This window comes from Mangrovibacterium lignilyticum (genome assembly GCF_010882175.1).
GTDB lineage: Bacteria > Bacteroidota > Bacteroidia > Bacteroidales > Prolixibacteraceae > Mangrovibacterium > Mangrovibacterium lignilyticum.
The window spans coordinates 1-1546 of record NZ_WKLH01000015.1 but is presented as its reverse complement, the minus strand read 5'-3'; the positions used below and the strand labels follow the sequence as shown (position 1 = coordinate 1546).

At 52.1% G+C, this 1546-nt stretch carries 1 protein-coding gene; it reads left to right on the top strand.

The window, feature by feature from the left end; translation table 11 throughout:
- Positions 1–1546, top strand: a 1546-nt coding sequence (locus GJV22_RS22080; RefSeq protein ID WP_205462011.1) for an HYR-like domain-containing protein, incomplete at both ends; no start/stop codon positions are given.

The following is a 1546-nucleotide window of genomic DNA, read 5'->3' as shown; positions in this document are numbered from 1 at the left end:
ATATGATCGTTGATTGTGAGTTCGACGGTGAATCAGGCATGGCAACAGCCACCGATAACTGTACCGCAGAAGGCGACATCGTGATTGGTTATGTAGATTCATCCGATTTGGATGACTGCGGACTGGGCATGATTACCCGTACGTGGACTGCTACCGACTGTGCCGGCAATTCATCCAGCTGCGAGCAGATGATCACAGTAAAAGATGACGAAGCACCGGTAATAAGCTGTCCTGCCGATCTGATCGTAGACTGTGAGTTCGACGGCGAATCAGGTATGGCAACAGCCACCGATAACTGTACAGCAGAAGGCGACATCGTGATTGGTTATGTCGATTCACCTGCATTGGATGACTGCGGCCTGGGTATGATCACCCGCACATGGACCGCAACCGACTGTGCCGGCAACTCATCGAGCTGTGAGCAGATGATCACAGTTAAAGATGACGAAGCACCGGTTATCAGCTGTCCTGAGGATATGATCGTAGACTGTGAGTTCGACGGCGAATCCGGTATGGCAACAGCAACAGACAACTGTACAGCCGAAGGCGACATCGTGATCGGTTATGTCGATTCACCTGCATTGGATGACTGTGGCCTGGGTATGATCACCCGCACATGGACCGCAACCGACTGTGCCGGCAATTCATCCAGCTGTGAGCAGATGATCACAGTTAAAGATGACGAAGCACCGGTAATAAGCTGTCCTGCCGATCTGATCGTAGACTGTGAGTTCGACGGCGAATCAGGTATGGCAACAGCAACAGACAACTGTACCGCAGAAGGCGACATCGTGATTGGTTATGTCGATTCACCTGCATTGGATGACTGCGGACTGGGCATGATTACCCGTACGTGGACTGCAACCGACTGCGCCGGTAACTCATCCAGCTGTGAGCAGATGATCACAGTAAAAGATGACGAAGCACCGGTAATAAGCTGTCCTGCCGATCTGATCGTAGACTGTGAGTTCGACGGCGAATCCGGTATGGCAACAGCAACCGATAACTGTACAGCCGAAGGCGACATCATGATCGGTTATGTCGATTCACCAGCATTGGATGACTGCGGCCTGGGTATGATTACCCGCACATGGACCGCAACCGACTGTGCCGGCAATTCATCGAGCTGTGAGCAGATGATCACAGTTAAAGATGACGAAGCACCAGTTATCAGCTGTCCAGAGGATATGATCGTAGACTGTGAGTTCGACGGCGAATCCGGTATGGCAACAGCAACAGACAACTGTACCGCCGAAGGCGACATCGTGATCGGTTATGTCGATTCACCTGCATTGGATGACTGCGGCCTGGGTATGATTACCCGCACATGGACCGCAACCGACTGTGCCGGCAATTCATCGAGCTGTGAGCAGATGATCACAGTCAAAGATGACGAAGCACCAGTTATCAGCTGTCCAGAGGATATGATCGTAGACTGTGAGTTCGACGGCGAATCCGGTATGGCAACAGCAACAGACAACTGTACCGCCGAAGGCGACATCGTGATCGGTTATGTCGATTCACCTGCATTGGATGACTGCGGCCT